Raw genomic sequence first — 23,343 nt, 5'->3', positions numbered from 1 at the left:
TTTGCCCGCCTGCAGAAACCGTGCTAAAGTAAAAAGGCAGATAGAAACGGAGGAAGTCGGTAATGACGAATTGGTCAAAAGAAATATGGGATTGGATTAAAGTAATCGTCGTCGTCGTTTTAATCGTCGTCATTGTGCGCGGCTTCTTGTTTGCCAACTATGTTGTCAGCGGCCCTTCCATGCTTCCGACAGTGGAAGACGGACAGCGGATGATTATTAACAAGATCGGCTATGCTTTCTCCGAGCCCGAACGCTCAGATATCATTGTTTTTCATGCAAATGAAAACAGTGACTATATTAAACGGGTTATCGGTCTTCCGGGGGATACGGTGGAGTATAGGGACGATACGTTATACATCAACGGAGAAGCTCAGGAGGAGCCGTACTTAGAAGAATATCAAAATCAGACGAACGGAGAGTTCACCCAGGATTTCACGCTCCAGGGAGTGACCGGAGAAACAACTGTGCCGGAAGACAGCTATTTTGTAATGGGCGACAACCGCCCCCGCAGTGAAGACAGCAGAGCCGACGCAGTCGGTTTTGTGGATGAGGAGCAGATTGTCGGGGAAGCGAGTATCAGGTACTGGCCGCTCGATGATTTCACCTTCAGTCCATGACAAGAGCTTCAGCAGGTGCTGCCTGCTGAAGCTCTTTTTAATGGCTTACAATTTTTATTGATTTCCGGGAGAACTATCCCAGTGAGCTTCAATAAATTCATCCCGGCCGGAGAGGGCCCGGTCTTTTTTATAGGCTTCACGTTCTTTTTTATAAAAGTTCTGATGGGATTCTTCCGCCGGATAAAAAGGCTCCGCCGGTCTGATCTCTGTCACTACGGGATCACGGAACCGGCCGCTTTCTTCTACCCGCTGCCTCGATGCTTCTGCCAGCCGTCGCTGCTCTTCATTATGGTGAAAAATAGCCGTCTGATATTGCGGGCCGCGGTCGTGAAACTGGCCGTCTGGATCGGTAGGATCAATTTGAGGCCAGTATAGGTCGAGCAGCTGCTGGTAGGAAAACAGCGCAGGATCAAACTCAATCTGTACTGCTTCTCTATGACCTGTGGTGCCGGCTTTTACCTGCTCGTATGAAGGATGAGCTATGCTTCCGCCGGTGTAGCCCGACGTAATGGATATAATGCCGGGGAGCTCGTCAAACGGCTGTACCATGCACCAAAAGCATCCACCGGCAAAGGTTGCCAATTCTTTATTTTTTCTCTCATTTTGCTGGGTCATTGCGAACACCGTCCATCACCTGTATAGTATTTTTTGTATTTGTGTAAAGTATAGCACAGCCAACAGCAGTCGTAATTCAAAAGGCATGAACAAGAAAGAGAGATAAAGGGGGAAGGATATGCTTACCGGCCAAAAAATTCTGCCAGCAGCCCGCAATGAGAGGGAGTTTGAAAAAGCGCTCAAAACCTCCGGGCCGTACGTGGTTATTTTAAACGTGCATCTGGCGAAGCTTAAAAGCCTGATGCAGTTAAGCAAACGGGCAGATAAAAAAGTGCTTTTGCATGCAGATCTGGTCCAGGGGCTCGCCCATGATGATTCCGCGGCCCAGTATTTATGCCAGAATATCCGTCCGGACGGATTAATCAGCACCCGCCGGCAGATTCTGACAACAGCTAAAAAAAACAACCTTATCACAGTACAGCGCTTGTTTTTACTGGATTCACTCGCGCTTGAAACAAGCTATAAGCTGCTTGAAGACATAAAACCGGACATGGTGGAGCTTCTGCCGGGTATTGTGCCATCTATGATTAAGGAAGTAGCAGAAAATAAAAATGTGCCTGTTATTGCAGGTGGTCTGATTCGCTCGCAGGAAGAGGTTTCTGCTGCCTGGAGTGCAGGGGCATCGGCTATATCGACGACGGAAAAATCATTATGGCCAAAATAGAGAAAAGATAAGTGGAGGATACAACGATGACTGAAAAGAAATACATTCTCTCAATAGACCAGGGAACGACCAGCTCAAGAGCTATATTGTTTGATCAGGAAGGCCGGATTGTAGGCAGTGAACAGCGTGAGCTGGAGCAGTATTTTCCCCGCGCCGGCTGGGTGGAACACAATGCCAATGAAATCTGGTCCGGGGTGCTTGGCTGCATTGCCGGAGTGCTGGAGAACAATGAAGTTTCCCCAAAGCAGATCAGCGGGCTCGGCATTACAAATCAACGTGAAACCACAGTGGTATGGGATAAGCATACGGGAAAACCGGTCTACCACGCCTTGGTATGGCAGTCCCGGCAGACCGCCTCTATCTGTGAAGAATTAAAGCAGCAGGGATATGAAGAGATGGTAAGAAGCAAAACAGGACTGCTGCTTGACCCTTACTTTTCGGGGACGAAAGTAAAATGGATTCTCGATAATATTGAGGGGACAAAGGAAAGAGCGGAACAGGGAGATCTGTTGTTTGGTACGATCGATACGTGGCTGATCTGGAGATTAACCGGCGGAAAAGCCCACGTAACGGATTATTCCAACGCTTCACGCACGATGATGTTTAACATTTACGATCTAACCTGGGACCAGGAGCTTCTGCAAATGCTGGATGTCCCCGAAGTGATGCTTCCTGACGTGAAGTCGTCGTCGGAAATATACGGATATACCGTGGATTACCACTTCTTCGGGGAAGAAATACCAATCGCTTCGGCTGCCGGTGATCAGCATGCAGCGTTGTTTGGACAGACATGCTTTGATGAGGGTATGGTAAAAAATACGTACGGAACCGGCTGCTTTATGCTGATGCAGACAGGAGAGACTCCGATACATTCTGACAACGGGCTGCTTACAACTATCGCGTGGGGGCTCGACGGAAAAGTGAAATATGCGCTTGAAGGAAGTATTTTTGTGGCAGGATCAGCTGTGCAGTGGCTAAAGGACGGCATGCGCCTGATTGACTCGTCCGCTGCTTCTGAAACCTATGCGCTGCGTGTAAACGACAGCGAGGGTGTTTATGTTGTGCCTGCCTTTACCGGGCTCGGGGCACCCTATTGGGACAGCGAAGTGCGGGGAGCGGTATTTGGCCTTACCCGAGGCACTGAAAAAGAACATTTTATCCGGGCGACCCTCGAAGCGCTTGCGTACCAGACAAAGGACGTCCTTGATGTAATGAGGGAGGACGCGGGTATGGAAGTAAAAACATTACGTGTCGATGGCGGCGTTGTGCCAAACAACTTCCTCATGCAGTTTCAGTGTGATATGGCTGAGGTCCGCGTGGAGCGCCCCTACGTACTGGAAACGACGGCACTTGGAGCTGCTTATCTTGCAGGCCTTGCCACAGGCTTTTGGAAAAACAAAGAGGAGCTTATGGAGAAGTGGGAGCTCGAAAAATCGTTTGATGTGCATATGGAGGATGAAAAACGGGAAGAGCATTACTCAGGGTGGAAAAAAGCGGTTGATGCAGCACGTGCGTTTAAGTAAACATATCGGTTGCATTTGAATGAAAGAGCGATTACAATTAGGTTAAGTTAATAAATGGTCGGAGATGCAGAGAGACCGCAGATACCCTTCACGCCAGAAGAGGAGATCTGCGGTCTTTTTTACTCTCTGATATTTAAAAAGGGGATGAATTGAATGGCAGATCAGCATTTTTCAGCACTATCACGCAAAGAGCGTTTGAGAAATATGACAGAGACCCACCTCGACGTGCTCGTTATCGGAGGCGGCATTACCGGAGCGGGCATTACACTGGACGCCACAGCCCGTGGCCTCAACACGGCCTGCATTGAAATGCAGGACTTTGCAGCAGGTACTTCCAGCCGTTCCACTAAGCTTGTACACGGGGGACTTCGTTATCTCGAACAGTTTGAAATTAAACTTGTAGCCGAAGTAGGCAGAGAGCGGGCCATCGTGTATGAAAATGCGCCACACGTAACCGAGCCGGAGTGGATGCTTCTTCCAATCGTAAAAGGCGGAAACCTTGGAAAAACCACCACCTCGTTCGGTCTGCAGGTATATGACCGCCTGGCCCAGGTAAATAAGCACGAACGCCGTTATATGCTGAATAAAAAAAGTACGATTGAAAAGGAACCGCTGCTTCGCGAAGATAACCTTCTCGGGGGCGGAGTGTATGTTGAATATCGTACCGATGATGCAAGACTGACGCTCGAAGCAATGAAAAAATCCGTGGAACTCGGCGCGAACGCCGTTAACTACGCCAAAGCCACTGATCTTTTGTATGATAACGGCAAGCTGATTGGTGTGGAAGTAAAAGATCTGATCAACAATGAGACCCATCGCATCTATGCGGACCATGTGGTGAACGCTGCCGGTCCGTGGGTGGATACGCTGAGAAAAGTAGACGGCTCCAACACAGGTAAACATCTGCATCACACGAAAGGAATTCATCTCGTGTTTGATCTGAGCCGGTTCCCGCTCCGTCAGGCTACGTACTTTGATGCTCCGGATGGCCGCATGATCTTTGCCATCCCGCGCGGCAATAAGGCGTATGTGGGCACAACAGATACTGACTACGGTTCGAACCTTCAGGAGCCTCGTGTCTCCCGTGAAGACCGCGACTATATTTTAGAAGTGACGAATTATGAATTCCCAACCCTGAAGCTGAAAGCAGAAGATGTGGAATCCAGCTGGTCCGGCATCCGTCCGCTTATTCAGGAGGAAGGAAAATCAGCCTCTGAAATTTCCCGGAAGGATGAAATTTTCATTTCCGATTCAGGACTGATCTCCATTGCAGGCGGTAAACTGACCGGCTACCGCAAGATGGCAGAGCGGATTGTCGATGTAGTGGTTGATAAGATGAATATCCACGCACCGTGCCCAACACAGGATATCCGGCTTTCCGGCGGTGAAGTGGGAGGCTCCTCCGGCTATGAAACATTTGCCGTTAAAGAAGCATACCGCGGTGAAGCACTCGGGATGACCAGAGACGAGACAGAGGACCTGTTCCGCTTCTACGGAGCGAACGGACTGAAAATGCTCGAGCTGCTTGAAGAAAATCTTGAAGAAGCGAAAAACAGCGGTATGCCGCTAAAGCTTGCTGCACGGCTGTTGTACGCACTCGAATATGAAATGGCAGTTACGCCGCTTGACTTCCTAAATAGAAGAACGGCCTTCCTGTTCTTTGATATGCCGGAGCTGAAGCGCTGGAAAGAGCCAGTAACGGCGTTTATGAAAAAATCGTTGAACTGGTCCGAGGAAGAAACCAAAGCCTACACGAAAGAGCTTGAGTCCGAAATTGCCTATGCGACGAAGCCTTATGAAGACGTTGAGGACCAAAAAGCCAGGGAAAAACAAGCGAATTAATGAACTTGCATCAAAACGCCTGCTCTTTAACCGGAGCGGGCGTTTTTTTGGAAAGAAGAGAACGAATGCCGGAAAACCATGGTGGAAACGCGTGCTTTCTTATATACTGGTAACAGATAGATCTACCGAGAAATACAATAAACGCTTCAGGAGTGATCATACATATGAGTTGGACGGACCACTGGAATCGATGGAAAAACCATGCGTTCATAGAAGAAGCATGGAAAGAAAAGCTTCATGAACTGGATGAAACAGAGGCAGAGGATTACTTTTATCAGTATCTGGCTTTTGGTACCGGAGGGATGCGCGGAGAAATCGGCCCTGGGACAAATAGAATGAATACATACACGATCCGCCGCGCAGCTGAGGGCCTTGCCCGGTATATAGAAAATGCCGGCGCTGAGGCAAAAGTCCGGGGAGTGGCTGTCGCATTTGACCCGCGCCACTATTCGGAAAAATTTGCGCTTGAAACAGCACAGACGCTCGGGGCACACGGCATCCAGGTGTACTTGTTTGAAGATCTGCGCCCGACTCCCGAGCTGTCGTTTGCGGTGCGGAGAACCTATGCATTTGCCGGAGTAGTAATTACAGCAAGTCATAACCCGCCGGAATATAACGGGTTTAAAGTTTACGGTGAAGACGGGGGGCAATTCCCGCCTGGGCCCGCGGATGAGTTGATCACCTATGTGGAATCGGTCGAAAATGAGCTGGAAATTCGGGTGAAGGACAGCGGAGCCATGCAGGAGGAAGGGCTTCTCGTGATGCTTGGGGAAGAAACTGATGCAGCCTACGATAAAGCGCTGCAGTCAATTCTGCTGCAGCCGGAGATGATCAAAGAAAACGGAAGCGATTTGAATGTAGTGTTTACACCTTTGCACGGAACAGCGAAGGACCCGGTATTGCGTGCGCTCGCTGCAGCTGGCTTTCAAAACGTATCCACAGTGGAAGAGCAGTTAACACCTGATCCGGAATTTTCCACCGTGCAGAGCCCGAATCCTGAAGAGAAGGAAGCCTTTGCAAAAGCCATTCAGGTAGGTGAAAACAATGACGCGGACATACTGATTGGCACCGACCCTGATGCGGATCGAATTGGCCTGGCGGCAAAAGACAGCAGCGGCGAGTTTGCAGTGCTCACTGGAAATCAGACCGGGGCGCTGCTTCTTGATTATCTTCTCATGCAAAAAAAAGAGGCAGGAACCCTTCCTGCAAATGGCATTGTCATGAAAACGATCGTTACTTCCGAACTCGGAAGAGCTATAGCAGAACATTACGGCCAGGCATGTGAGGACACGCTCACAGGTTTTAAATTCATTGGTGAAAAAATTAAAACCTATAATGAAACAGGGGAATATGCCTTTCAGTTTGGTTATGAGGAGTCCTACGGGTATTTGATCGGGGACTTTGTGCGCGATAAGGATGCGGTGCAGGCGGCACTTTTAATCGCGGAGATGGCCCTGTGGCACAAAGAGCAGGGACGCACTGTGTATGAAGGGCTGATGGATATTTACAGCCGTTATGGATATTTTATGGAAGGGCTGGATTCCTTAACGAAAAAAGGAAAAGAAGGCGCGGAGCAAATTGACCGTCTGATCGAAACATTCCGTACGACGCCTCCTAAAGGGGTAAGTGACGCTTCCATCCAAAAACTGGAGGATTACAAAACGGGCGAACGTACGTATTTGCTTGAAAATGGAAAAACAGAGCCTGTTGAGCTTCCATCCTCGAACGTACTGAAGTTTTTTACAGATGATGAATCCTGGTTCTGTCTTCGTCCTTCAGGTACAGAACCGAAAGTGAAGTTTTATTTCGGTGTTAAGGGAAAGACGTTCAAGCAGACAGAGGAAAAGCTTCTTCAGTTAAAAATGGATGTTATGGCAATGGTGCATGAACGTCTCGGGGAATAATAAAGCCTGCGGCGCAAAAAGAAGGCCCCATTTGTTTTTGCCTTACAGCGCTTTAAAAGGAGGTCGTTTTGCATGCAGTCATGGGTAGAGGACTATTTACACATTTTGAAGCTGAAAATAGAACAGCCGGATGTTCGGTTTTTGACAAAATTGATTCGTTCCCATCTGCAGCAGTTTCCCTTTGAAAACGTAGGTAAAATAATTGAAGCTGGGGAGAGTATAGAAGCCCGGGCACCAATGTCAGTCGGTTCATTTTTATACCGGCGCCAGGTTTACCAGATGGGAGGCACATGCTATACGCTGAATATCCACTTTCAGCAGCTGCTCGAGGCCCTGGGGTTCTCCACCCGGCTCATTTATTTGAATGAAGACCATGTGTCCGTCCGGGTGGAAACAAACCAGCCGGGTTCTCCTCCTTATTTTGTAGACGTAGGGACGACCGCCCCATTATTTGAACCGATCCCTCTTCGCATGGGAAAGGAGCGCTCAAAAAAATTTGATGGCGAACAGCTGTTGTTTCACTATCAAAGGGAGGCACGCCTGTACCGTTATATACGTATGAAAGACGGAAAGCAGGCGGATGAGTCCTGGGCATTTGACCCTGGCATAGAGGCAGGGGAAGCAGAACTGAGAAACAAGATCAGCAGGTCCTACGGTCCGGATGCGCCGTATATGAACCAACTGCGCCTGCAGCTTTGGGTGCCGGAAAAATATCTTTTGCTGTCTTTGAAAAATAATAAACTTATCGCCCGAAAAGCAAATGGCGCTACTATGACAAAGTATATACATGATCTACCAGCGCTTGAGCGCGTGGTCCAGGAGGAATTCCGCCTGCATTATCTGCCGGTTCGCCAGGCAGCTTCACAGCTCGAAAAACGTATGTCCTGGGCCTTTTAAGCAAAAAACTCTCCAGCTGATTATTTCAGCTGGAGAGTTTTTGTTTATAATTAGAAGCGAACATCAAAGGACTCATTATGGTCGACAGAATCAAGATCAGATGTTTCGAGGCGCTCCACGGTAGAAAAAGGGCTGCCTTCCTGCACGGCGATAAGAAAGCGGTCCATATCCTGGGGCGTTCCTTCGGCCTCAATTTCAACAGCGCCGTTTGATTTGTTGCGGACCCAGCCGTGAATGTTATGCTTCACTGCTTCGGATTGAGTGAACTGCCGAAAGCCGACGCCCTGGACATTTCCGTGGACTTCTACATGATAGCGTTTCATTTGCATGCTCCTTTCCATAGTTCACACTTTTTTAAAATGCTGCTGAAACCAGTGGTCCTGTTCTGGTGAAGGGTGTTCACTGATCACATGCATTACGTCTTCTTCATCGGTAGCCATCCAGACTCCGCTGTCATCAAAAAAGCCCGGGTATATATAGCCGTAACGGAAAAGAAGCTGGGGAGGATAAATTTCGATGACGTCCATTTCGACGTGTTTATAAACACTTTTCGTGCATTGAAATAGTTCCAATTTGGTCACCTGCTTATTTTCGGTCTGGGAGCCGAAAACATATTTAAGACTGGGGAGCGCGGTGGCGGTAGGCAGTGTGATTTACAGAACCAACATGTTCGTTCAGGCGGAAGGACTCCTGGATAGAAGCCTGAATGAACTGTTTTGCTGTATGAATTGCTTCCCGTACGCTCTTTCCGTTTGCAAGCTCCGCAGTAATAGCAGCAGAGAACGTACAACCGGCTCCGTGAGTATAATCCGTATTAATTTTTTCGGATTCGATATATTCAAAGCTGTTGCCGTCATAAAGCACGTCAATTGATTTTTCGGCTCCGGTATCTGCTCCGCCTTTGACAATAACAAAGGATGGGCCAAGCTGATAAATTTTTTCAGCAGCTGCTTTCATGTCTTCAAGCGACTGCGGCAGAGAGACCTGGGCGAGCTGGGACGCTTCAAATAAATTAGGAGTTACAATAAATGCCTTTGGCACAAGCGTGTCCCTCAAATAAGCGTCCATTTCCGGGTTGACCGGCTCATCGGCGCCTTTGCATACCATCACCGGGTCCACGACCAGCTGTTCTATCTGGTGCTCATCTATTTTTTTCGCTACCATTTCGATAACTTCTTTTGAACCAAGCATCCCTGTTTTTGCGGCTTGCACCCCAATTCCTTTTAACACCGTATCCAGCTGTGCTTCGAGCGTGGCCGTATCGATAGGATAGACTCGGTGAAACCAGTCGTTATCAGGATCCTGGGCTACAATGGTAGTCAGGGAAACCATTCCGTACGTGCCGAGCTCCTGAAATGTTTTTAAATCTGCCTGGATGCCGGCGCCTCCGCTTGTATCGGAGCCGGCTATCGTTAGCGTTTTAGGTATACTCATAATAATCTCCTTTCAAAAAATAATGGAAAAGCTATTCTGCCCATTCGCCATTCCGAAATACTGGCTCTTTTGTACCGTCGGGAAGAATGCCGTCTATATTCATATTTTCATTTCCAATCATAAAATCAACATGGATGATGCTCGTGTTTAAACCAGCCTGTTCCTTTTCCTCTTTGTTCATTTCCGGTCCATTTTCCACGTTAAAAGCATATGCACTGCCAAGCGCAATATGATTGGAGGCATTTTCATCAAATAACGTATTGAAAAACAAAATGCCGGACTGCGAGATAGGGGAGCTGTGCGGTACGAGGGCTACTTCGCCAAGTCGGGCAGCACCTTCGTCTGAATTGATCAGGTGACGGAGAGTTTCTTCTCCTTCACCTGCCTCCATGTCCGTGACAGCCCCGTCCTTGAAGTGCAGCGTAAATTGATCAATAACACTGCCGCCGTAGTTTAACGGTTTGGTATTGGTTACGTATCCGTTAACGAAATCCTTATGCGGAGCAGTAAATACTTCTTCTGTCGGCATATTCGGGATAAATGAAACACCCGATGTATTAGTACTTCCGCCGCCGGCCCAAACGTGTCCGTCAGGCAGGCCGATTTCAAGGTCCGTGCCGGGGGCGGTGTACTGAAGTGATTTGTATTTTTTGGCATTCAGCCAATCGACCTTGGCCCGCAGAATGTGATTATGCTCATCCCACGCCTGTACCGGGTCATCTGTATCCGCCCGCACAGCGCTGAAGATCCGTTCCCAAAGAAGATCGATGGCCCGGTCTTCCGGTTCATCCGGGAAAACTTTTTTTGCCCATCCTGCAGAAGGGGTGGAAATCACAAGCCAGCTGACGCGGTCAGCCTGAATATAATCCCGGAATCCTTCCATAGCAGCACCGGCTGCATTGTTCGCATTGGCGATTTTATCGGGATCAACTCCTTTAAGGAGGTCGGGATCAGTGGATTTGACCGTGATAAAAGCTGCCCCTTCATGGGCTAGCTGCTCTCTGCTTTCAGCACGCCAGGAAGGAAATTCATGAAAAGCTTCCTCAGGCGCTTTCTCGTATTTAATTTTTGTCAGTTCATCGTCTGCCCATTCCGGGTAGACATGCTTTGCACCGGCATCATATGCTGCCTCGGCCAGTCTTCTGACAAAAGGAGCAGCATCAATCGGAGCTGCAATTACTAAAGTCTGGCCGGGTTGGATATTAACACCTTTATCCACGGCAAGTTTTGCATAGTTGTGAAGTTTTTGTTCGAACGTTTTCATGTCTGAAGCTTCCTTTCTCATACAGTACTGGATAAACGTAGACAGTGGTCTCAAATGTCTTTCATCATTATAACACGTAAGGATTCATCATTCTTTTGCCATGTACTGCTTTTTTTAAACAGGACGAAGGTATAAAAAAGCCCTGCCGGAATAACCGGGCAGGGTACAAAAGGTATCGTACAGGTAAAGATGCATTCATCCAAGGAGAACCTGCCTGTTCAGGGTAGCACAGAACGAATAACGGCCTAATGTCGATGAGAGCTTGTTTTCACCTGTTTTCAGGGATGAGCGGAAAAGAAACAGGCTCAAATAAAAAAATATAATTATATGCATATTTGAATTATACAGACGTTTCCGCCTTTGTTTCAGCCTTGCTTCCGGGAGCAGAGCTCTGTCCCGGAAGAGGACTTCGGGTTTTAAAATGATGCAGCTCTGCTACAAACCTGACTGGAAACGATGATATCTTTGTATTGTATTTATCTATCGTATTGTTGTAAACGCTTGAAGAATGAATGATCTTATTCTGGGCATCGTCAAACTGCTCACGCATCGATTTCAGCTCGGACTGCAGCTGCTTCTCATCAGGCATGGAAGCGTCAAACACCTCGTGAAGAGTCTCTTCAATGCGGGAGTTAATATGCAGCTGCTCCTGTCTGCTCGATTCCGGGGATAGCGCTTCGCTTCTGTACTGTACCAGCGTTTCCAGTTCATCCTGTTTGTGGCGCCAAGCTTTTTGGGCAGATTCAACAAAATCAGGAATCAAGTTCATCCGGCGGTGCAGTTGAAATTCCACCTGGGTCCAGGATTCTTCCACCCAGTTTAAATATTTAATTAAGGCATTGTAGCCGATAATCCAGCTTATAATAGCAGTAATAATAACAATACCGAGAATGATACCGAAAATACTCATATCGCCGCCCTCCTTCTTTCGGGGTTTTTACTTAGATAATGGTAATTAGTATAGCATGTTTGTACCGTCAATTACACAGCCTTACTCACAAACACCTATCCTTTTTTGGCAAAATTGAGAGTGATTTTCCAATACGTGCATTAAAAAATCAGCGGTATTTCCAGTTGAAATCCGGGTGCCGTTTTCGGGAAGATAGTCAGTTTCATAGCGCCAGGAAGAGGTATTTTCTCCGTCCGGCAAAAATGTCGGGCAGACAATGGTCCAGCAATAGGATGTTTCCTTAATGTATTCATAGGCTGCCTTATGGTCCTCGGCGGCTATGGTGCTCCGGCGTTTGGATTCTGACGACTCAAACCGGTAAAGATGCGGTTCTGTCCGCGACTGAAGAATCCCGGCAGTGCCTACGGTAATTAAACGGGTGATGCTGAGATCGTTCATTTCTTTTAACAATAGCGGTGTGAAGCTGCTTAACACATTCTGTTTGTCAGTGCCAAGGGCACTGACGACGACGTCTGCCCCCTGCATTGTTTTTCTCATTTTCGCCTGATCCAGGGCATCGCCGTGTATCTGCTCTGCAGAAGCGGGCAGACTGTCTGCTTTTTCCGGTGAGCGGACAAGCATTTTTAATTCGTGCCCGGCAGCATGAGCCATGGACGCAAGCTGGGAACCGGTGCGGCCGGTTCCGCCAAATAAAGCTATTTTCATTTGAAGCACTCCTTTTTGTTTCACATATCTAAAAGCTATGTAAAAATAGATATACACCCCTATTCCCATTCTATAAAAGGAAAAACGTCGGGAGGCTATGAGAAATGCAGTGGACTACGTGGGAACCCCCTATTGTTCAATGGAGAACTAATGCGCTTTATCAATGGACTAAAGCACTTGGGCTGAGTGATACAGAAGAGCTGAAAAAGCATGCCGCAATCGATGTTTCCTGGTTTTGGCAGCAGGCATCTAAACGACTCGAAACCCGGTGGTTTAAACGGTATAAAGACGTTGTAGAGCTTTCGCACGGAAGGCGGAAGGCTGATTGGTTTTATAAAGGAAAAATGAACGCTGCGGAGCAGCTGATAAATAAATCAAAAGAAGTGATGGGGCAGACGGCTTTCATTGACGAAGACGGGGAATGGACATATGAGAAGCTGGCTGCAGAAGTGCAGGAAGCCGCAGGGAAACTGAGAAAAGCAGGTATACAAAAGGGCGGGCGGACGGCTGTTCTGGCCGGAGTCGGTAAACAGCCGGCGGTGATTTACATGGCACTGATGTATATCGGATCTGTTGTTTGTCCGTATAATCCCCGATGGACAGCCGCAGCGGGCGAAGAAGTTCACGCACATTTTCAGCCGGAATGGATCATTGTGGGTGCGGGAGCTTCTGCAGCTGAAGCGGAGGAAAGATATAACATGGAAGCTTCGCACATTATTCAGTTAGACAATGACTCGTCCTCAAGACATAAACAATGGGAAACTATGCCGGCTGGAAAGAAAAAGGAGACGCCTGCAAAAACAGAGGGCGCTGATGCTGCACTTATTGTCTTTAGCAACAGTCCGGCAGATCCTGGCCATGGGTATGTGCTGAGCCACACCAGTTTGTTTATGAAGTCAGGAACCGAAATAGGTTTAGTGTGGGACGTGCAGCCAGGGGACCGTTTATGGTGGCTCGCCAGGGAGTGGGGATTCGAGCAGCTGTTTGCTCTGGTCGGTACGCTTGCAAATAATGGCCAATACTGTCTGTTTTCATGGGACGGGCAGAGCGCTGATGCCGGCAGCACGATTGAAGCATACGGAATTACACATATCGGAGTTGATTCTCCCTCGGTACAGACGGCCTCCTCCCAGACGCAAAGTAAGTGGAAGGAATACCACCTTCATTCGCTGCGATATGTACTGACGTGGGAAGCAGATTGGATGCGGGGGGACCTGCAGTGGACAATAGACGTATTAACCCGGGGAAGAATACCACTTTTAAAGGCCTTCGGGGGCGCTCACGCTTCTGGAATGATTACTGCCGATCTGCCGGACCGCAGGGTGCATCCTGAAAAATATAACAGCCGTCTTCCAGGGATGGTAATGGACACATGGGATAGTGAAGGGTATGCAGTGCGTCATATTCCCGGCAGAGTAGTGATAAAAAAACCATGGCCGAACAGCCTGGAGACAATGATTGATGGAAAGACGCAGTATGACAGCTCGCCGTGGTCCTGGTGGAAAGACGTATGGGCCGGCGACGGATTTTTAATAGATGACGGAGAAGGGTATACGTATGCAGGGGAGCATTCTGACATTAATAAAGTGGAACAGCAGAATGTTTCTCTGCTGCCGCTTGAACAATGGCTCGAGGGCATGGCCTCAGTGGAAACGGCCATTTTGCGCTGGAACGGGGGGAGTGCAGAGGCGATTATAGCACCTGCTGAAGGATGGAGCGGAACTATAGGCTGGAAGCAGGACCTTTCGGAAAAATGGCTCGAAGCACAAAAGTTCCCTCTGAAAAGCGTACAAATAGTTTCAACACCTCCCGGGAATGTGAATAAAAGAATGTGGCGAAACGCGTTTAAACGCGGGAAATTCACGATAGAACGTGAAGAGTTTATTTTTACCGAAGAGAAGTAACGTTTAATTAATAGACGACTGCCAAAGGAGCAATCACCATGAACGCAGGTATTACAATTATCATTATGATCGCTATTGGGGCAGCCATTGGGGGAGTGACGAATTCACTTGCGATCCGAATGCTGTTCAGACCGTATAAGCCGGTGTACATAGGCTCTGTGCGGGTACCGTTCACACCGGGACTGATTCCAAAAAGACGTAATGAGCTCGCCGGTCAGCTCGGACGGGTAGTGACAGACCATTTGTTGACCCCGGAAGGCCTGCAGACAAAAATTCGCAGTGATATGTTTTCACGTCAGCTGAATGATTGGGTAACATTAGAAATGAAGGAGTATCTTTATTCCGAGAAAAGCTTATCCGACTATGTGGAGAAGTGGACAGGGCTGCGTGATGTTCGCGGCTTTCTCCGTGAAACGTTAAGAGAAACGCTCGATATAAAATGGGAAGAGGCAAAACACCGTCATGCTGACACTCCAATCAAAGAGCTGCTTCCTCCAGGCGCGGTCCGTCAATCGGAAATGATGACTAAAGAGCTTACACAGTTAATAATGGTGAAGGCCGGTGATTATTTTCGGTCAAGTGCTGGCAAGCAGCAGCTGGCGCTTTTACTCGAGCGTTTTTTAGAAGGAAAGGGCTCCATGATGAACTTTTTCGGTACAATGATCGGTAATGACCGGCTTGTTGACCGTATCCAACCTGAGGTGCTCCGTTTTTTTGAAGACCCCGGAACGGAAAAAATGATAACCGGACTGCTGCAGCAGGAGCGAAAAGCGCTGTTTGAAAAACCGGCTGCGACGGCTTTTTCCTATGTGGATTCCCGGGCAGCGGTGGATTATATTGTGGAAACCGTTGACACCCATGTGCCGGTCATGGAAAGGCTTGAACAGCCTTTAAAGGACTGGGCTCCCGCGTATGAAACGAAAATGCTGGAGGACTGGGTTCCAAAAGCGGTCAAGAAAGGACAGGACTCCATTGCGAAGAGGCTTCCAAATCTGTTTGAACAGCTTCATCTTCATGATGTAGTTAAAGAGCAGGTGGACACGTTTTCGACAGACAGGATGGAAGCTATGCTGCTTACGATTTCCGGAAGGGAGTTTAAGCTGATCACATATCTGGGGGCACTGATTGGCGGTTTTGTAGGCTGTATACAGGGAATAGTCGTGTTGTGGATAGTGTGAATAAAAAAATGCCATTGATTCTTCCGGAATGGATGAATTTTCTCGGCGGTTCATGTTATGCTCATACAGACAATCTTAAAGGAGGACTTATATATGTCCAATATTCATGACAAGGCTTACGAATTATCGAGTGCGCTTCGTGACAGCGAAGAATTCCAACAGCTTAAAGAGCTTCATAACGAAGTAGAGCAGGACGAAGTCGCAAAGCGTATGCTTGATAACTTCCGTAATGTACAGCTTGAACTGCAGCAAAAACAAATGCAGGGAGAGCAGCCTTCGGAAGAAGAAATTACACAGGCTCAAAAACAGTTTGAAATGGTGCAGCAGCACGAAGTTATCTCGAAGCTGATGCAGCAGGAGCAGCAGCTCAGCACAGTCATTTCTGACCTGAATAAAATTATTACTGAGCCGCTTGAAGAACTCTACGGTGTACCGGAAGAGAATAACGGCCAGCAGTAATAACAAAAACTTTCCTCATTGTGGGGAAAGTTTTTTTATTTGCCTTCCCGTTATAGATTCTGGCTGAAACGTGCTACAATAAACATGGCGGTATTCGTCTTTAGCCATGAGTTATGTTAACAGGAGGGGACGCTGTGCGCCCGCAGACCAAGCGTTATCGACACGTTTATTTAATTACAGCAGTGACAGCTCTACTCACAGCAGCTATTGTTTTTATTGCCACATCAGTGCAGGACAGCAGCATACCGACATACAATTCCCAGGAAGACTTTAGGGAGAATGAAGTTCCAAAAGAATATATTTCTGTTTACAAACAGGCGGGAGAAGATTATGATATTCCGTGGACCCTCTTAGCAGCGGTCCACCGGGTGGAAACTGTTTTTTCCACGATGGAAACCCTGGAAAGCCCTGTGGGAGCGATAGGACATATGCAGTTTATGCCATGCACATTTGTAGGATGGAATTATCCGGGCTGCGGTGGAAATGGCAGTACTGATATACCGGAGCAGGAATTAACCGATCCGGAGACAATTAATGAATACGGAGGCTACGGTGTTGATGCTGACGGCGACGGCAGAGCCGATCCATATGCTCTTGAAGATGCCGTTTACTCGACGGCGAACTTTCTTGCTTCTAACGGAGCGGCAGGCGGTGAGGTACGGCCGGCAATATATCAATATAACCAGGCGGACTGGTACGTAGACGATATTCTTAATTATTACAACACATATGATGAAGAAGTGGAATTGGTAAGTCTTGAAGAAAATCATTTAGCAGAGGAGGGGGGATAAGTTGTTTTTCATTGAAACGTTTACAGAAATAAACTGGATGGAATGGCTGCTCCTTGTAAGCGTGCTCATTACTACGCTTTGGATGGTCAGCCAGCATCTTACGAGTACAAATGCTTACTCCCTCCACCATGAGGAAGCAAGTGTCTGTTATGACGATTACAGCCGGGTTCCGGAAATGGCTGCTCTTCGCTTTGTTACTGTACAAAAGAAGATACCGGACAGCTCAGACAGCAGGCATGATGATGAAGACTCTTCTTATTTTTCATCATAATTTGAAAGCATGAAAAATAAGAAGGAGTGAATGTATTGAATAGTAAGTGGAAGTTAATAGCAATGCTTGGTGTTTTAATGCTGGTTCTTGCCGGTTGTGGCGGCGAACAGGAAGCCATATCGGCAGACAGTGAAGGAATTTGGAATCGTTTTTTTGTATACCCGTTTTCGTGGCTTTTAATCACGATTGCCCAATTTTTTAACGGTGACTATGGTCTTTCTATCATTGTAGTGACAATTATCATTCGTATTGTGCTGCTTCCATTGTTTTTAAAGCAGCAGAACAGTGCGATTGCCATGAAACGGCTGCAGCCGAGAATGAAAGAGCTGCAGGAAAAATACAGCTCTAAAAACCAGGCGGAAGCACAGAAGCTTCAGCAGGAAATGATGAAATTGTACCGGGACGAAGGTGTAAATCCAATGATGGGCTGTCTGCCTATACTGCTGCAGATGCCGATTTTAATGGCCTTTTACTTTGCCATTCAGCGTACAGAAGAGCTGGCTGCCCACAGTTTCTTATGGGTAGACCTTGGTGAACCGGATCCATTTTTCATATTCCCGATCCTTGCGGGGATAATGATGTTTTTACAAACGAGAATCACGGCGAAGGATATGCCTGAAAACATGAGACCAATTATGATGCTGATGCCAGTGATGATGATTGTAGCCGGAATCTTTCTCCCGTCAGCCCTTTCTCTTTACTGGGCGACAGGCGGTGTGTTTATGATTTTCCAAACTCTCGTGTTTACAAAGCGCAAAGAAAAAATGGAACAGAGCCAGCAGGAAAAATCAACAACGTAACTATAAAAGAAAGCCGCCTGCAGGTAAGCAGTGCGGCTTTTTTTATAGAAACATTGGTGCGTGAATATCGTCTAACACAGAGGAAAGTGGAAACTGAGTAATAATACTGCTACGATAATAACAGATCAACACGTATCTTCAGAGGAAGGAACGAGATAAATGACGACTGCATATACAATCTATTTAGTGGAAGATGAAGAAAATCTTTCGGGCGTATTGAAGCCCTACATGGAAAAGGAGGGGTGGGAAGTAACTGTCTTTGATAACGGTACAGACGCCCTGGAGGCTAAAGAAGAACCGCCTCATCTGTGGGTGCTTGATATTATGCTGCCGGGGACTGATGGATACCAGATATTAAAAGAAATTCGTTCCTCAAAAAAAGGGGAAGTGCCGGTGATTTTTATTTCTGCGAGAGACCAGGATCTTGACCGTGTGCTCGGCCTTGAAATGGGAAGCGATGACTATCTGGCGAAGCCATTTCTTCCCCAGGAACTGATTATCCGTGCTAAAAAACTGTTGTCCCGGGTGTACGGCGAATCGCAGACCGAAACAAAAAAGACAGAAGTAAATAATTATTATATCGATCCGGAAGCACGTACTGTAACGGATGCTGAAAATAACGAGGCCCATATTGAGCTGACTACAAAGGAGATGGACTTAATTCTGCTTTTAACCGAAGAGGTAGGCAAAGCCCTGTCGAGGGAAGATATCATTGAACATGTGTGGGGAGAAAACTATTTTGGCTCCGAACGGGCTGTAGATGACGTTGTGCGCAGAGTCCGGAAGAAAATGCCCAGAATTCATCTGGAGACGCTGTATGGATACGGATATCGTGTTCTGCCGTCATGATGAAAGTGAATTTAACCCAGCGCATTTGGCTCTCCTTTATCGCCATTATTGTTCTGGTCGGTCTGACAGTCATTATCGTCTATCCTATTTCGATCCGGGGGACGTTAACGGAGGAAACGTACCGGATTATCGAAGAAGAGCAGGCTCAGCTCGTTAATCCGCTGAGTGATTATTTCACGCCCCCGGAGTCAGACGATCTGGATTTTATTGAAAGGCGGGAGGCAGAGAGGTCGGTGGGGCACGTTTTTGTTACTGAAAATGAAACAGTCAGTGGAGAGCCTCGTCCCCCGGCCGAAGTGGAAAAAGAAATGCTCGAAAATGCCGGCAATCAAAATGCGGAACGGGAACGATACGAGCTTACTTTTAATGATGCTACACTTTTCTATGTGATTACAAAAGTAGAATCGGACGGAGAAGAAGCGTTCCAGATTTCCTACATGTGGGATACGTATAGAGACACGATGGTGAACCGGTTGTGGACCCGCCTGGTGTACATACTGCTCATCACAAGCGTTGTAAGCCTGTTGCCGGCGATTTGGCTGAAACGCTACCTCAGGCAGCCGCTGCGGGTGCTTGGCAACCGCTTTGAACAAATTGCGGAGAGAAACTGGCGGGAGCCTTTTAATTGGAAAGGGGATCAGGACTTTCAGAAGCTGTCTGAGCAGTTTGAACGGATGCGGCAAAATCTAATCCGTTATGATAATTCGCAAAAAACATTTATCCAGCACGCCTCCCATGAGCTTAAAACACCGATTATGGTCGTCAAATCCTATGCGCAATCCGTCAAAGACGGCATTCTGCCTAAAAAGGATATGGAAAAAACAATGGATGTCATTATTGATGAAGCGAACCGCATGGATAAAAGGGTCAGGGACATGCTGTATTACACGAAGCTTGATTCACTCAAAACAGAGGCGATTGAATATGAAGAAATCATATTCGGTAAACTCGCGTACGCGATTGAAGAACGTTTTCGTCTGCAGCGCAGCGATATCCGTTTTTATATTGAAGGGGCGAGCGTACGCATGGTTGCAGACGCTGAACATATGCGGGTACTTCTTGAAAATTTAGTTGAAAACGCGCTGCGCTATGCTGAAGACAGCATATGGATTAAAGCAGAAAAGGATCCGGACGGCCGTGTAAAAATCACAGTCGAAAATAACGGGGAAAATATTAATGAAGAAGAGCTCGAATACATTTTCACACCGTTTAGAAAAGGAAATAAGGGGCAATTCGGTCTCGGTCTTGCGATTGTAAGCCAAATTGCTGAATTGCATGGAGCGTCAAAAGAGGCAGTCAATACGGAGACTGGGGTCATGTTCACCATCATTCTTCCTGCAGAAAACGAAATAAAGACACAAAAAACCGAGGCCTAACCGCCCCGGTTTTTTGCAGAGCAGCTCCATTAACTGCTTGATTTCCCGCTGCTCGCTTCAGTATATGTTTTTACCCAATCCTTGTAATCCTTGTCTTCAACATTGATGTCTGCTTCCTGCATAATTTCGTTTAGGACCTGCTGCCCGTCTTTCTGCTCTTCAGTTTTAAGCGTTTGTTTAATATCGTCTTTTAACTCATCGTAGCTGTCTTTTTTGCCAGTGACCTTAATCACATGGAAGCCGTGCTCTGTTTCGACAGGCTCTTCAGAGATGGAATCCACCTCCATGTCAAATGCCGCTTTCTCAAAAGCTTCCGTCATTTCGCCTTTCCCGAAATAACCAAGTTCTCCGCCGCTTTCACCGGAAGCAGTATCGATAGACTTTTCTTTTGCAAGCTCAGCAAAATCTGCACCACCTTCAAGTTCCTTGATTATTTCGTTAGCTTCTTTTTCACTTTCAACGAGAATATGACTTGCTTCGACCTGCACAACTTCTTCTTTGTTTTCGTCGTAGTAATTTTTCATTTCTTCTTCGGTTACCTCAACGTCCTGGGAGCCCAGTTCCTCAACTACGAGCTGCGGCTTCACATACTGCTCCTTGAAAGCTTTGATGCTTTCAACCTGAACACCCATATTTTGCTGGATGGTTTGAAGGAACTGATCATTATCGTCTATTCCATACTGTTCTTTCATGGATTTAAATTCTTTATTAACCTGCTTATCTGAAATTTCAAGCTCTTCGGCTTTATTGTTTAAAACTTTTTGCTGGACAAGGTTATTTAAGGCGTTTTCCCCGTAATTTTCCTTTAAATCATCCATGAGCTCCTGCTCAGAAATGCTTTCTCCGTTCACTTCCACAATTGTATTGCTTTCTTCGGCACTGCCTTGATTACTGCAGGATGCAAGCAGAAGGGCTCCACTGAGACTTACGGCAGTAAAAATGTACTTCTTCATTCTTTCAGCTCCCTATGTATGTTCATGATACTCTGATATTATAGCACATTAAAAAGTTAAAAAATGTCGATTAATGTAAAAAATCCTATTGTATTTTACAATAGGATCGAAATTCTCAGCTTCAGGCTGCCAAAAGAAGTTCAACATACGAAGAAATAAGCAGGATGGTCACAAGTATGTTGATAGTGTTGAAGACCTTCGGCTGTTTTTCATCCGGGACTTCCCGCTGAGTTACAAACTTATTGGTCATGGAGTTCATGATAAACAGATAAGCAACAGCAAATACAATAAAGAAAAGAATAAACATAAAATTCCCCCATTCCTAACGATACTACCATAACAAATCATAAGGCAAAAAGATAGGCAGAACCCGGCGGAGCAAAGAAAAAGCTATTATATCTATAACGTTTCTGCCGAACATGATATAGTGAAAAAGCAGCTGTTACAAGAAAAAAGGAGTGGGTCTGCTTGACGCGGAACATATGGAAAATTTTATTCATCCTGCTATTAGTCATCAATGTTATTATTATTGGCGCAGTAGTCTTCTGGTGGGCATCTCTGGATCAGGAGAGCGGTTCAACCGAAAAAGAACCGCAAACTTCTGAGGAGGAAGAATTTCAGCCGTACTTTACCGGGGAAACAAATTCTGCCCAGGTAAATAATATTTTAGAAGCAGAAATGGAAAACGAAAGAGCCGACTTAGTGGTGGAAGACGGGCAGTTTAAAATTATTTCTGCGCTCGAGCTTCTCGGTCGTGAAATTGATATTGAACTGAGTTTTGTGCCGGAGGCTTTAGAAAACGGTAATGTCGAACTGCAAAAGGATGATTTCTCTATTGCAGGGCTGCCGCTGCCGGGAACAGAAGTACTGACAGTGGTGCAGAATCAGTCGGAATTTCCGGAATTTGTCCAGATTAATCCGGAAGAGGAAACGATCAGAATACGTCTTGATCAGTGGAGCGAAGATGAAGAATATACTGTACGGGCAGAAAGGGTCAATCTTGAAGAAGATGAAATTGTTTTTGTCGTAGGAAGATAAAAAAAGAAGCCCGGCGCTATTCGTGCGCCGGGCTTCTTTTACTTAAGAAGGCTGCTTCAATACAATATCCATACCGTCAAGCTTGCGTTCCACCGTACAGTGCTTTGGAGCCCGCACCAGCTGGCGGACAAACGCAAAATCATGGATAGCCATCCCGCTGTTTAATGAAAAGATAATAAGGAAGTAATGCATATAGCCTGGCATAAGCACGGCCCCGGCAATACTTGCAGTTCCAAGTATCACAAAAGGGCTGAGCATGGCTGCGACATACATATTTCTTGATACTGGTTTGCTGAAGCTGTATTTAATCACAGGAAGCTGTTTCCTGCGGTTTCTGTCAAATTTCCAGGTTGTAGCGATACCAATCATCCAGAGAGGTACGGCGTGCAAAATAGAATGCAGAGGGTAAAGAATGAGCATCATTAAAAGAAGAACTCCTAATCCGATACCTTTGAGCTGCGTATCGGGCTGCAGCGAACTAAAGATTAAAAAAGTAAACATAAAAGTTAAAAAGGAAAATCCTACCGACATGATTGTCATTTTTGTTGTGTTGTTTTCTTTTCGTAGATTCACTGATTTCCAGCAATTCATGCGACGGCCTCCTCTCTCCAAACCCCAACGTTGAATAATGTAATACCAATAGAAGAAAAAATCAATAGGGTTATAAAAAAAATATATAGAACGAAATTTCTAACAATTCGTTCTACAGAAGAGAAAGGAAGCCAATATGATGATTCAGGAGGCCAGAGCAGAGCAGGTGGTCTGTAAAAGGTTTATTTGGCAGATCTGTCCGCTGGAAGCAGAGTTCCGTCTTTATCCATAAAATCATTTTCAAAAGACTGGAGGGACTCTTCAAACAAATGCATGAATTCTTCTCCATAAATGTAGCGTACAATGGTCATAAGTTCAGAAAACTCGGGAAACTTTCCGTACAGCTCTTTAATGGGAAGGGCCCCTTCAGAAACCTGAAACGTTTCTTTTTCATAAGACTCGAGGATGGAAAGAAGCAGGCTTTCGCCGTCTTCTGTCAGCTCGATATACGTATTGCGCTTATCGTTCGTTTTCTTTGAAAATTTTAAAAGGTTGCGGTCTTCCAGCTTTTTCGAAAAATTAAATGCAGTTGAGACGTGCATAACCCCGAACTTCGCAATCCCGGACACAGAAGCGCCCTCTAATTGGTGAGCAACCCAGAGAATTTGAAATTCGTTAATGTTTAAATTATAGGGCTTCACCCATTCCTGCCAATCTTTTTCCACCGATTTCCATAATGCTTTAGACAGCTGTGCAGCACGGAGGCTGAATAGTATTGACTGCTTGGCATCAAATGAAGAGTCCAATTAAAGAACCCC

Annotated in this window: 26 protein-coding genes; 15 read left to right on the top strand and 11 right to left on the bottom strand. The window is 46.6% G+C overall.

Translation table 11 applies throughout. From position 1 onward, the window contains the following. Window positions 1–62: 62 nt before the first annotated feature. A complete protein-coding gene (lepB, locus tag SIC45_RS10695) occupies window positions 63–617 on the top strand; it encodes a signal peptidase I (RefSeq protein ID WP_319632140.1) in 555 nt (184 codons plus the stop codon). Between the two features lie 54 nt (window positions 618–671). On the opposite strand, the gene msrA is transcribed toward lepB, so the two are convergent. Then, window positions 672–1,232 carry a peptide-methionine (S)-S-oxide reductase MsrA gene (gene msrA / locus SIC45_RS10690; protein WP_319632139.1) on the bottom strand — a complete coding sequence of 187 codons (561 nt, stop codon included), beginning with the start codon at window positions 1,230–1,232 and terminating at the stop codon, window positions 672–674. Between the two features lie 118 nt (window positions 1,233–1,350). On the opposite strand from msrA, the gene SIC45_RS10685 reads away from it, so the two are divergent. The 5 genes from SIC45_RS10685 to SIC45_RS10665 all read left to right on the top strand — a co-directional run bounded on the left by SIC45_RS10685 (window position 1,351) and on the right by SIC45_RS10665 (window position 8,062). Next, window positions 1,351–1,896, top strand: coding sequence for a glycerol-3-phosphate responsive antiterminator (locus SIC45_RS10685; protein WP_298788156.1), 546 nt, complete (start codon window positions 1,351–1,353; stop codon window positions 1,894–1,896). A gap of 26 nt (window positions 1,897–1,922) precedes the next feature. Further along, window positions 1,923–3,419, top strand: a complete 1,497-nt coding sequence (gene glpK, locus SIC45_RS10680) for a glycerol kinase GlpK (protein WP_319632138.1) — start codon at window positions 1,923–1,925, stop codon at window positions 3,417–3,419. Window positions 3,420–3,572: 153 nt separating this feature from the next. Continuing rightward, a complete protein-coding gene (locus tag SIC45_RS10675; protein WP_298788152.1) occupies window positions 3,573–5,261 on the top strand; it encodes a glycerol-3-phosphate dehydrogenase/oxidase in 1,689 nt (562 codons plus the stop codon). A gap of 164 nt (window positions 5,262–5,425) precedes the next feature. Then, window positions 5,426–7,165, top strand: coding sequence for a phospho-sugar mutase (locus SIC45_RS10670; protein WP_319632137.1), 1,740 nt, complete (start codon window positions 5,426–5,428; stop codon window positions 7,163–7,165). A gap of 72 nt (window positions 7,166–7,237) precedes the next feature. Beyond that, entirely contained in the window at window positions 7,238–8,062 is an 825-nt protein-coding gene (locus tag SIC45_RS10665) for an arylamine N-acetyltransferase (protein WP_319632136.1), read from the top strand. 50 nt (window positions 8,063–8,112) lie between these two features. Here the strand turns inward: SIC45_RS10665 and SIC45_RS10660 are convergent, their stop codons facing one another. From SIC45_RS10660 to SIC45_RS10635, 6 genes are all read right to left on the bottom strand, one after another. Then, window positions 8,113–8,385, bottom strand: a complete 273-nt coding sequence (locus tag SIC45_RS10660; protein ID WP_298788145.1) for an acylphosphatase — start codon at window positions 8,383–8,385, stop codon at window positions 8,113–8,115. A 21-nt stretch (window positions 8,386–8,406) separates the two neighbouring features. Continuing rightward, window positions 8,407–8,634 carry a hypothetical protein gene (locus SIC45_RS10655; protein WP_319632135.1) on the bottom strand — a complete coding sequence of 76 codons (228 nt, stop codon included), beginning with the start codon at window positions 8,632–8,634 and terminating at the stop codon, window positions 8,407–8,409. Window positions 8,635–8,677: 43 nt separating this feature from the next. Next, window positions 8,678–9,496, bottom strand: coding sequence for a pyridoxine/pyridoxal/pyridoxamine kinase (gene pdxK / locus SIC45_RS10650; RefSeq protein WP_319632134.1), 819 nt, complete (start codon window positions 9,494–9,496; stop codon window positions 8,678–8,680). A 31-nt stretch (window positions 9,497–9,527) separates the two neighbouring features. Further along, complete coding sequence (locus SIC45_RS10645; RefSeq protein WP_319632133.1) at window positions 9,528–10,760, bottom strand: aminopeptidase; 1,233 nt, start codon at window positions 10,758–10,760, stop codon at window positions 9,528–9,530. Between the two features lie 340 nt (window positions 10,761–11,100). Beyond that, window positions 11,101–11,670 carry a LemA family protein gene (locus SIC45_RS10640; protein WP_319632132.1) on the bottom strand — a complete coding sequence of 190 codons (570 nt, stop codon included), beginning with the start codon at window positions 11,668–11,670 and terminating at the stop codon, window positions 11,101–11,103. An 81-nt stretch (window positions 11,671–11,751) separates the two neighbouring features. Further along, window positions 11,752–12,375 (bottom strand): NAD(P)-dependent oxidoreductase, encoded by a 624-nt coding sequence (locus tag SIC45_RS10635; RefSeq protein WP_319632131.1) that lies wholly within the window; start codon window positions 12,373–12,375, stop codon window positions 11,752–11,754. 104 nt (window positions 12,376–12,479) lie between these two features. Between SIC45_RS10635 and SIC45_RS10630 the strand changes: the two genes are divergently transcribed. The 8 genes from SIC45_RS10630 to SIC45_RS10595 all read left to right on the top strand — a co-directional run bounded on the left by SIC45_RS10630 (window position 12,480) and on the right by SIC45_RS10595 (window position 20,003). Further along, window positions 12,480–14,279 (top strand): AMP-binding protein, encoded by a 1,800-nt coding sequence (locus tag SIC45_RS10630; protein ID WP_319632130.1) that lies wholly within the window; start codon window positions 12,480–12,482, stop codon window positions 14,277–14,279. Window positions 14,280–14,317: 38 nt separating this feature from the next. Next, window positions 14,318–15,457 (top strand): DUF445 domain-containing protein, encoded by a 1,140-nt coding sequence (locus SIC45_RS10625; RefSeq protein ID WP_319632129.1) that lies wholly within the window; start codon window positions 14,318–14,320, stop codon window positions 15,455–15,457. Window positions 15,458–15,550: 93 nt separating this feature from the next. Next, the gene (locus SIC45_RS10620) at window positions 15,551–15,916 is read left to right on the top strand and encodes a YlbF family regulator (protein ID WP_022793764.1); all 366 of its coding nucleotides are present in this window, start codon (window positions 15,551–15,553) and stop codon (window positions 15,914–15,916) included. A 134-nt stretch (window positions 15,917–16,050) separates the two neighbouring features. Beyond that, window positions 16,051–16,707 carry a lytic transglycosylase domain-containing protein gene (locus tag SIC45_RS10615; RefSeq protein WP_319632128.1) on the top strand — a complete coding sequence of 219 codons (657 nt, stop codon included), beginning with the start codon at window positions 16,051–16,053 and terminating at the stop codon, window positions 16,705–16,707. Window position 16,708: 1 nt separating this feature from the next. After that, a complete protein-coding gene (locus SIC45_RS10610; RefSeq protein WP_319632127.1) occupies window positions 16,709–16,978 on the top strand; it encodes a hypothetical protein in 270 nt (89 codons plus the stop codon). 35 nt (window positions 16,979–17,013) lie between these two features. Beyond that, a complete protein-coding gene (gene yidC / locus SIC45_RS10605; RefSeq protein WP_298788126.1) occupies window positions 17,014–17,778 on the top strand; it encodes a membrane protein insertase YidC in 765 nt (254 codons plus the stop codon). Between the two features lie 159 nt (window positions 17,779–17,937). Continuing rightward, window positions 17,938–18,627, top strand: a complete 690-nt coding sequence (locus SIC45_RS10600) for a response regulator transcription factor (protein ID WP_298788123.1) — start codon at window positions 17,938–17,940, stop codon at window positions 18,625–18,627. Next, window positions 18,624–20,003: a sensor histidine kinase gene (locus SIC45_RS10595; protein WP_298788121.1), complete on the top strand. Its 1,380-nt coding sequence runs from the start codon at window positions 18,624–18,626 to the stop codon at window positions 20,001–20,003. Before SIC45_RS10600 ends, SIC45_RS10595 begins: the two co-directional genes overlap by 4 nt. Window positions 20,004–20,032: 29 nt before the next feature. Here SIC45_RS10595 and SIC45_RS10590 read toward each other — a convergent pair whose 3' ends face one another. Both SIC45_RS10590 and SIC45_RS10585 read right to left on the bottom strand, forming a co-directional pair. Next, window positions 20,033–20,956: a peptidylprolyl isomerase gene (locus SIC45_RS10590; RefSeq protein ID WP_319632126.1), complete on the bottom strand. Its 924-nt coding sequence runs from the start codon at window positions 20,954–20,956 to the stop codon at window positions 20,033–20,035. 121 nt (window positions 20,957–21,077) lie between these two features. After that, on the bottom strand, window positions 21,078–21,263 hold the full coding sequence (locus tag SIC45_RS10585) for a hypothetical protein (RefSeq protein ID WP_022793771.1): 186 nt from the start codon (window positions 21,261–21,263) through the stop codon (window positions 21,078–21,080). Window positions 21,264–21,424: 161 nt separating this feature from the next. Here SIC45_RS10585 and SIC45_RS10580 point away from each other — a divergent pair, with 161 nt between their 5' ends. After that, complete coding sequence (locus tag SIC45_RS10580) at window positions 21,425–21,994, top strand: YpmS family protein (protein ID WP_298788117.1); 570 nt, start codon at window positions 21,425–21,427, stop codon at window positions 21,992–21,994. 42 nt (window positions 21,995–22,036) lie between these two features. Here the strand turns inward: SIC45_RS10580 and SIC45_RS10575 are convergent, their stop codons facing one another. Together SIC45_RS10575 and SIC45_RS10570 are read right to left on the bottom strand one after the other, a co-directional pair. Continuing rightward, complete coding sequence (locus SIC45_RS10575) at window positions 22,037–22,585, bottom strand: DUF3267 domain-containing protein (RefSeq protein WP_298788115.1); 549 nt, start codon at window positions 22,583–22,585, stop codon at window positions 22,037–22,039. A 182-nt stretch (window positions 22,586–22,767) separates the two neighbouring features. Further along, window positions 22,768–23,331, bottom strand: a complete 564-nt coding sequence (locus SIC45_RS10570) for an HTH-type transcriptional regulator Hpr (protein ID WP_298788113.1) — start codon at window positions 23,329–23,331, stop codon at window positions 22,768–22,770. Window positions 23,332–23,343 lie beyond the last annotated feature (12 nt).

It is taken from the genome of Marinococcus sp. PL1-022 (assembly GCF_033845285.1).
Classification (GTDB): Bacteria; Bacillota; Bacilli; order Bacillales; family Marinococcaceae; genus Marinococcus.
The sequence above is the reverse complement of the archived record's forward strand: the minus strand, read 5'-3'. Positions and strand labels throughout refer to the sequence as shown.

Excerpts from the sequence above, each read along its gene's own strand:
- SIC45_RS10640 (WP_319632132.1), bottom strand. The coding sequence starts at position 11,670 with ATGAGTATTTTCGGTATCATTCTCGGTATTGTTATTATTACTGCTATT.
- SIC45_RS10665 (WP_319632136.1), top strand. The coding sequence starts at position 7,238 with ATGCAGTCATGGGTAGAGGACTATTTACACATTTTGAAGCTGAAAATA.
- pdxK (WP_319632134.1), bottom strand. The coding sequence starts at position 9,496 with ATGAGTATACCTAAAACGCTAACGATAGCCGGCTCCGATACAAGCGGA.
- glpK (WP_319632138.1), top strand. The coding sequence starts at position 1,923 with ATGACTGAAAAGAAATACATTCTCTCAATAGACCAGGGAACGACCAGC.
- SIC45_RS10595 (WP_298788121.1), top strand. The coding sequence starts at position 18,624 with ATGATGAAAGTGAATTTAACCCAGCGCATTTGGCTCTCCTTTATCGCC.
- msrA (WP_319632139.1), bottom strand. The coding sequence starts at position 1,232 with ATGACCCAGCAAAATGAGAGAAAAAATAAAGAATTGGCAACCTTTGCC.
- SIC45_RS10590 (WP_319632126.1), bottom strand. The coding sequence starts at position 20,956 with ATGAAGAAGTACATTTTTACTGCCGTAAGTCTCAGTGGAGCCCTTCTG.
- SIC45_RS10585 (WP_022793771.1), bottom strand. The coding sequence starts at position 21,263 with ATGTTTATTCTTTTCTTTATTGTATTTGCTGTTGCTTATCTGTTTATC.
- SIC45_RS10645 (WP_319632133.1), bottom strand. The coding sequence starts at position 10,760 with ATGAAAACGTTCGAACAAAAACTTCACAACTATGCAAAACTTGCCGTG.
- SIC45_RS10625 (WP_319632129.1), top strand. The coding sequence starts at position 14,318 with ATGAACGCAGGTATTACAATTATCATTATGATCGCTATTGGGGCAGCC.
- SIC45_RS10685 (WP_298788156.1), top strand. The coding sequence starts at position 1,351 with ATGCTTACCGGCCAAAAAATTCTGCCAGCAGCCCGCAATGAGAGGGAG.
- SIC45_RS10575 (WP_298788115.1), bottom strand. The coding sequence starts at position 22,585 with ATGAATTGCTGGAAATCAGTGAATCTACGAAAAGAAAACAACACAACA.
- lepB (WP_319632140.1), top strand. The coding sequence starts at position 63 with ATGACGAATTGGTCAAAAGAAATATGGGATTGGATTAAAGTAATCGTC.
- SIC45_RS10600 (WP_298788123.1), top strand. The coding sequence starts at position 17,938 with ATGACGACTGCATATACAATCTATTTAGTGGAAGATGAAGAAAATCTT.
- SIC45_RS10635 (WP_319632131.1), bottom strand. The coding sequence starts at position 12,375 with ATGAAAATAGCTTTATTTGGCGGAACCGGCCGCACCGGTTCCCAGCTT.
- SIC45_RS10660 (WP_298788145.1), bottom strand. The coding sequence starts at position 8,385 with ATGAAACGCTATCATGTAGAAGTCCACGGAAATGTCCAGGGCGTCGGC.
- SIC45_RS10630 (WP_319632130.1), top strand. The coding sequence starts at position 12,480 with ATGCAGTGGACTACGTGGGAACCCCCTATTGTTCAATGGAGAACTAAT.
- SIC45_RS10670 (WP_319632137.1), top strand. The coding sequence starts at position 5,426 with ATGAGTTGGACGGACCACTGGAATCGATGGAAAAACCATGCGTTCATA.
- SIC45_RS10620 (WP_022793764.1), top strand. The coding sequence starts at position 15,551 with ATGTCCAATATTCATGACAAGGCTTACGAATTATCGAGTGCGCTTCGT.
- SIC45_RS10675 (WP_298788152.1), top strand. The coding sequence starts at position 3,573 with ATGGCAGATCAGCATTTTTCAGCACTATCACGCAAAGAGCGTTTGAGA.